General features: G+C 56.4%; 7 protein-coding genes. 3 read left to right on the plus strand and 4 right to left on the minus strand.

The genetic code is table 11. The annotated features are described in order from the left end of the window. Positions 1–91 precede the first annotated feature (91 nt). Both GOX61_RS19680 and GOX61_RS19685 read left to right on the plus strand, forming a co-directional pair. On the plus strand, positions 92–328 hold the full coding sequence (locus tag GOX61_RS19680; protein ID WP_170336493.1) for a DUF1127 domain-containing protein: 237 nt from the start codon (positions 92–94) through the stop codon (positions 326–328). Positions 329–399: 71 nt separating this feature from the next. Further along, positions 400–582, plus strand: a complete 183-nt coding sequence (locus GOX61_RS19685; RefSeq protein WP_155146273.1) for a DUF1127 domain-containing protein — start codon at positions 400–402, stop codon at positions 580–582. A gap of 147 nt (positions 583–729) precedes the next feature. On the opposite strand, the gene GOX61_RS19690 is transcribed toward GOX61_RS19685, so the two are convergent. From GOX61_RS19690 to GOX61_RS19705, 4 genes are read right to left on the minus strand one after another with little or no spacing between them, the layout of a single operon-like run. After that, the gene (locus tag GOX61_RS19690) at positions 730–1,869 is read right to left on the minus strand and encodes a saccharopine dehydrogenase family protein (RefSeq protein WP_170336495.1); all 1,140 of its coding nucleotides are present in this window, start codon (positions 1,867–1,869) and stop codon (positions 730–732) included. Between the two features lie 3 nt (positions 1,870–1,872). Beyond that, a complete protein-coding gene (locus tag GOX61_RS19695; RefSeq protein ID WP_170336496.1) occupies positions 1,873–2,928 on the minus strand; it encodes a saccharopine dehydrogenase in 1,056 nt (351 codons plus the stop codon). A gap of 14 nt (positions 2,929–2,942) precedes the next feature. Beyond that, entirely contained in the window at positions 2,943–3,557 is a 615-nt protein-coding gene (locus GOX61_RS19700; RefSeq protein ID WP_170336498.1) for a glutathione S-transferase family protein, read from the minus strand. A gap of 25 nt (positions 3,558–3,582) precedes the next feature. Then, entirely contained in the window at positions 3,583–4,233 is a 651-nt protein-coding gene (locus tag GOX61_RS19705) for a histidine phosphatase family protein (RefSeq protein ID WP_155146265.1), read from the minus strand. 159 nt (positions 4,234–4,392) lie between these two features. On the opposite strand from GOX61_RS19705, the gene GOX61_RS19710 reads away from it, so the two are divergent. Next, entirely contained in the window at positions 4,393–5,574 is a 1,182-nt protein-coding gene (locus GOX61_RS19710) for a Zn-dependent hydrolase (protein WP_170336500.1), read from the plus strand. Positions 5,575–6,000 lie beyond the last annotated feature (426 nt).

The following is a 6,000-nucleotide window of genomic DNA, read 5'->3' on the forward strand; positions in this document are numbered from 1 at the left end:
AGATTAATGAAACGGCCCGATTTCGTTAAGCAAGCGTTCCTTTATCTGATCTTACAACCGCAACGAAGATCAGATCAGGAGGAGCACGAAAATGGAAAACGTTCAGTCAATCAAGGCGCAAAAAGGTTTGTTTGGTGGCCTGTTTGCCAATTATGCCGAGGCCAGAGTCGAGAACTTTCGTCGTCGGATCTACACAAAAACAGTTCGCGAGCTGGAGCAGCTTAGTGATCAGCGCCTGCAGGATATCGGTATTCCACGCAGCGAAATTCACCGGCGTGCATATCAGAGCGTTTATCACCATGAGCCCATTCGGCAGAATGTACACTGACCGCTTCTGATTGGTTCATTGAACGCCAATCAACGGGTTATGAGGAGGTACGGGAATTGGACACATATCCGATGCTTGAAACGGTCCCATCCGCCAGCGCTTTGGCGTTGTTTGACCGGGCCATGAGAATACGCGCAATCCGGAAAGATATTGTTGGTGCAGCTCAGGAGCTTGGCCGCTTGTCCGACAGCGAGCTTTCTGATCTTGGGATCAACCGCAGCGATATCGATGAAACGATCGAAAGATACATTTGAATACTGATGTCATTTGATCAGCGATCCGCGCCAGACGTAAAAGCAAAGGGCCATTCCGTATGTTCAGGAATGGCCCTTGCTTTTTTGGGTATCAGACGCGGCAAATAAGAAATCCGACAGCGTATTCCGCTCGTCCGAGTTTCGTCATTAGGTGTGATCGACGATCTGAAGGTGTTGCGCCAGCTTGTCGATCTCTGCCATCCAGCCCTGCACCAGTTTCGGATCGCTGGGGGCGGCGTGTACGCCGGCCGGGATCTCTCGGTTCAGTACGGCCTCAACCGCAAGTGAAACCGGAATTGAAACCAACCGCGCCATGGCGGTTCCGCGCTCGTCACCCCATGCATCCATCACATAGGTTTTGTTCCAGACTTCGCGGCCTTCGTTCTCTGCCTTAAGCCCAACGCAAAGGACAACCCGGTCCGGTTCGCCTTCGTCATAGGCATTCTCATCCCAGAACTGATCCGACATTTCCTTCAGTCGGGCATCACCTTCCGGGCCAGACAAGGTTTCGATTTCGCTGAATACGTCGGACCATGCATCGGACCACCCGTTCAACCGCAATGTACCGCGGACGAATTCTTTGACCGGCCAATGCTCTTCGAAATGGTACTGCTGCATGAAAGGCAGTGAATCCCGGTTCGGATAAACTTCAAAGCTTTCCGGGGACGGTAGCGGGGCGATGTAGGTGCTGATCGCATCCCAAGGGCGCGCCACGTCAAGCGGGGCGTAATTCCGGATCGATCTGGACGGAGACCGCAAAGCCTTGAGTACGCCGAGTGGTGACCAGCTGAACTTGTAGCGGAACGGATTGGGGTTCTTGGGGATGCCGCCACAGTAAGAGATAAAGCTCAGATGGTTTTCCGGATCAAACGCATCCGAGGCGCGGTAGTCATCAACCAGTGCGTGGGCCATCAGGTGGTCGATGCCCGGGTCCAGCCCAACCTCGTTCACCAATGCCACACCGGCCTCAAGTGCCTTGTCATCCAACGCACGCATCTCGGGCGCGATGTAGGAGGATGAAACGAAATTCGCACCTTTCGAGATGGCAAGTTCAGCCAGAGGTACATGCCAGTCTCCGGGCAGCATCGAGACGATCACGTCGCCAGGTTTCAGAACCTTAGCAATCGCATCAATGTCGAAGACATGGATGTCATCCGTCAGATCACCGATTTCAGCCTTTGCCTTTTCGATAGTCCGGTTCCATACGGTAACCTTGTGATCCGCCTCGATCAGGCGGCGAAGGCCGGGGATGGCCGACAGGCCGGTGCCACACCAATGAATCGTCATCGCTCAGATCCCTTCGATATGAGTGTTGTAGGTAGCCGCTGCCCGGCCCCAGACGCCGTTTTCCAGAGCAGTCAGGGTCAGGAGCGAAGGTAGTAATTGCGCTGCGTAATCTTCGGAGCTTTCGACTGGCAGCATCGACGGTAGGTTGTCGATGGCCGTCACATCCAGAATAGGATCAGTGGCGACACGCAGGGCAGGATGGTCCCAGGTGGTGGCCCGGTCATAGACAGGTACCGGGTTATAGTCGCTGTCCGGATCGCAGGCGACATCGCCTATGGCAGTCAGATTGCGCTGCGCAGTAAGTGCTTCGCGCGGGACAAAGACCGGTGTGCCGGGACGTGCAAAGATGCAGTTCAGGTACAGATCATGTTCAAGGATCTCGGGAAAAGGCCCGCCGCTTGCGGTTTCTGCCATGTCCCATTTCGTGACACTGACGCCCATAGCCTCGCATAAATCTGCAGCACCGGTGCCAACACGTCCCAGCGCACCGATTACAATGGCGCGCGGGCGCGCTTGCCCGGTTGCGTCCAATTCGGCCAACAGTTCGGCGTTCAGGACATCCTTGCCGGGGTAGACGCCGACGGGCGGACATTCTTCACCCCGTTGCTGAGCGGCCCAGGTCTTGAGTGTGACTGCCGCGCCTGCATATCCGGCCCAGTATCCAAAGGCGGCGACGCGTCGGCCATTCTCTTCCACAAGGTATTCCAGATCATAAAGTGTACCGCCGCCAGCCTTAAACCGCTCCAGTAGCGCACGACCGGAATGCTGGCCCTTGTAGGCATGACCAAACATGATGTGGCGGTGGGGCAGGGGTGTGCCATCCTCGGGCAGTTCCTTGAGGCCGAAGATGATCGCATCGGCCGGGGCCTCAGGCCACGAGTTTTCAGCCGCGATCTCACACCCGGCATCCTTGTAGCCATCGATCGGGATTGCCCGGACGTGGCTTTCCTCGACCGTGACACGAATACCCGAGGCGATCAGTGCCTTCGCGCCTTCGGGCGTCAGGCCCACCCGTTCTTCGTTCGGGCGTTGTTCTGCCCGGACCCAGAGATGTGTCATGTATATTCCTTTTGTCAGAGCATTCCGGCGGCGTGAACCGCCTGAACCGAGACGCGTGCCTCCATCGCCTCACGGAAGGCGAGAATTTTCGGAAAGGTCGGGACATCGACACCGTCGCCTTCCAGCCAGCTGCAGACCACATACAGGTATGCGTCGGCCAGCGAGAACGCCTCGCCCAGCACAAACGGCCCGCGCAGTCCGTTCGAGCAGATGTAGTCACAGGACGCTGTCATGGTCTGTGCTACCTTGTCCTTCATGTCTTTCCAGCTGGATTTCTTGTCGGCCCAGCGATGTCCGCGCATCTTATGTGCATGGTTCACATGCATGGTCGATGCAAGGTAGTACATCACTTCCCGCATCCGCGCTGCCATCACCGGATCGACGGGAACCAGTCCCGCCTGAGGTGCCTTTGCGGCTACATACTCCAGTAGAGCGCCCGTTTCCGTTAGAATACCGCCATCGACAACGAGGGCAGGAACCCGTCCTTTGGGGTTGATCTGCTTATAGGCCGGTTGCGTTTGCTCACCGCTTGCGAAATCCAGACGGATTGCTTCGTATTCCAGACCGGCTTCTTCCAGCGCGATGGCCACGGCGACCGAAATGGTTCTGGGAGCGTAGTAGAGCTGCATGAGGGAACTCCGTTGTTTGTGCCGGTCAAAGGTGGGTCTGGGCAAAGTGCCGTTCGGGCGATTCCAGATGTGGGACGGCATTGAACAGGACCGGGCTTAGCTGAGCGCCGATCGGGTAAAGACGGTGCATTGATGTGTTCATGATCGCAAGGGCCACTCGGGCCATCGACTGGATATCCAGACCCATGGCCTGTCGAACCACCATCGAGATCAGGCCGCCCGAAGTTACCACAATTGCCGGACCACCTTCGGTTCCGATGTCTTTCAGGGCATCAGATACGCGTGTTTCGAACTCGTCGAATGTTTCCGGTGCATTCCTGATGTCGCCATTGGCCCAAGCGTCAAAGGTTCGGGGCAGATGCTGCACGAACCCTTCGCGATCTGTTGGAATGGCTACTCCGTGCTGCTCTTCGAACAGTTTCGCAATATTAAAATACTCGATCTCGTTCAGCCGTGCATCCCGGATCGGTTCGGGCAAGCCCATGCTGGCAGCGGTTTCAGCGTGACGTTTCAGGGTGCCGCAATAGACTCGGGGATGGTGGGCGTGAGTGTCCCGCAAATGCGCCCCAAGCCAGCGCGCCTGCTGGTGACCCAGATCGCTCAGCTTGTCATAATTTTCCTCGTCCCGGGCTGTGGTGTTGGCCTGTCCGTGACGAACCAGTGTGATATGTGACATGACGGTCCCTCTTGCAGGCAAGTCTTAGGGCAGGTTCCGTGCCGGGACCAGAGGGGTTTGATCGGCAACGGGCAAAAATCGTCGCATATCGATACATCACAGCTTGCCGGGCCAGATGCCGGGTCTATGGTTGGGCCGTTCGGAAAATTGGGGAACGTCATGACGGTAAATGAAAACCGGTTTCTGGCTGATCTGCACAAGCTGCGTGAATTCGGGGCGTCGGGTATCGGCAAGGGTGTGGTAAGACCTGCTTATTCCGATGCTGATATTGCGGCGCGACGCTGGCTGGCCGGACGGATGGAGGAAGCCGGACTGCACCCTCATTTTGATCCGGTGGGCAATTTGTTTGGTCTGGCACCGGGTACCTCTCTGCTGATGGGATCTCATTCCGACAGCCAGCCCGAAGGAGGGTGGCTGGATGGCGCGCTGGGCGTCATCGCGGCTTTGGAAATCGCGCGTTCCAGTGACAGACCAATCTCCGTCGTCAGCTTTCAGGATGAAGAGGGCCGGTTTGGTGTAACCACAGGTTCGGCTGTCTGGTCGGGTACTCTCGACCTTGCAAAGGCGGATACACTGACCGACCACTCAGGTACGAGTTTTGCGGCGGCCCGATCATCCATGTCAGATATGGCACATGGTTTTGTCGATCCCTCCCGGTTCTCAGGCTTTATCGAGATGCACATCGAACAAGGGCCAACGCTGGATGCTGAAGGTGACCTGATCGGTGTGGTGACCGATATCGTTGGTATTCGTGACATGGTGATCAGCTTTGAGGGGCAGCAAAACCATGCCGGCACCACTCCGATGCATCTGCGCCGCGATGCGTTTCAGGCACTTTCGCTATTCAACGCCGAGATAAATGAGCGGTTTCAGAATGTGGTTACGCCCCAAACCGTTTGGACGATTGGCCATGTGGATGTTCACCCAAATGCCTCTTCCATTGTTCCCGGGCGTGTCCGGTTTTCCATGCAGTGGCGTGATGGTGACCCAGACCGGCTGCGGCGTATGGAAGAGATTATCCAGGGCGCCGCGCAGGAAGTGGCTGACCGTGTTGGAATGGATCTCAGTTTCGGTCCGATGCTGGGTCTTGAGCCGGTCGCGATGGATCAGCGTCTGCGCCTTGCGCTGGAAGCCGGGGCAGAGCAGATCGCACCCAATCAGTGGCGCCGGATGCCTTCTGGCGCGCTGCACGATGCAACCAATGTGTCCCGCCTGATGCCGGTCGCTATGCTGTTTGTGCCTTCAATCAATGGGATCAGTCACGATTTTGCCGAGGACACATCCGAAAGTGATCTGGTTGCCGGACTAAAAGTGCTGGGGCAGGCTGTCGAACAGTTGTGAGATTGAATGCGGCCCTCGCGTGGCCTTGATGATCTCACAAGACCCCGCCGGTTCTATTGAAATGCGTGCCTGAGTTTCTTCCTGTTATTCTAAGACGGGCTGAGATGTTGTGAAACGGAGAAAAGTTTCCTATAGGAGACATAAGGGCGGCATGCTGCTGTATACCATCCTTGCATCACCCCGATCTGGGCGTCCACGAACCACAGCGACCTGATTTTGAAACCAGCGCAATGTTGTCGATCTTTTTCATACCCGCCCCGCTGCGCCACCAGTGTCATGGTTTATGGATCGACACGTCTCCTGAGTTGACCAAACAATCATTGCAATGTGCGCCATGTTCTCCAACGATGCCAGATACCTGCCGGATTCAACTAAATGAGAGGTTTATGAGATGCCTGGTTTGAACCGCACGCCGTTGTATGACTT

This window comes from Ruegeria arenilitoris (genome assembly GCF_013030265.1).
GTDB classification, from domain to species: Bacteria; Pseudomonadota; Alphaproteobacteria; order Rhodobacterales; family Rhodobacteraceae; genus Ruegeria; species Ruegeria arenilitoris_E.

Excerpts from the sequence above, each read along its gene's own strand:
- GOX61_RS19705 (WP_155146265.1), bottom strand. The coding sequence starts at position 4,233 with ATGTCACATATCACACTGGTTCGTCACGGACAGGCCAACACCACAGCC.
- GOX61_RS19695 (WP_170336496.1), bottom strand. The coding sequence starts at position 2,928 with ATGACACATCTCTGGGTCCGGGCAGAACAACGCCCGAACGAAGAACGG.
- GOX61_RS19680 (WP_170336493.1), top strand. The coding sequence starts at position 92 with ATGGAAAACGTTCAGTCAATCAAGGCGCAAAAAGGTTTGTTTGGTGGC.
- GOX61_RS19700 (WP_170336498.1), bottom strand. The coding sequence starts at position 3,557 with ATGCAGCTCTACTACGCTCCCAGAACCATTTCGGTCGCCGTGGCCATC.
- GOX61_RS19685 (WP_155146273.1), top strand. The coding sequence starts at position 400 with ATGCTTGAAACGGTCCCATCCGCCAGCGCTTTGGCGTTGTTTGACCGG.
- GOX61_RS19710 (WP_170336500.1), top strand. The coding sequence starts at position 4,393 with ATGACGGTAAATGAAAACCGGTTTCTGGCTGATCTGCACAAGCTGCGT.
- GOX61_RS19690 (WP_170336495.1), bottom strand. The coding sequence starts at position 1,869 with ATGACGATTCATTGGTGTGGCACCGGCCTGTCGGCCATCCCCGGCCTT.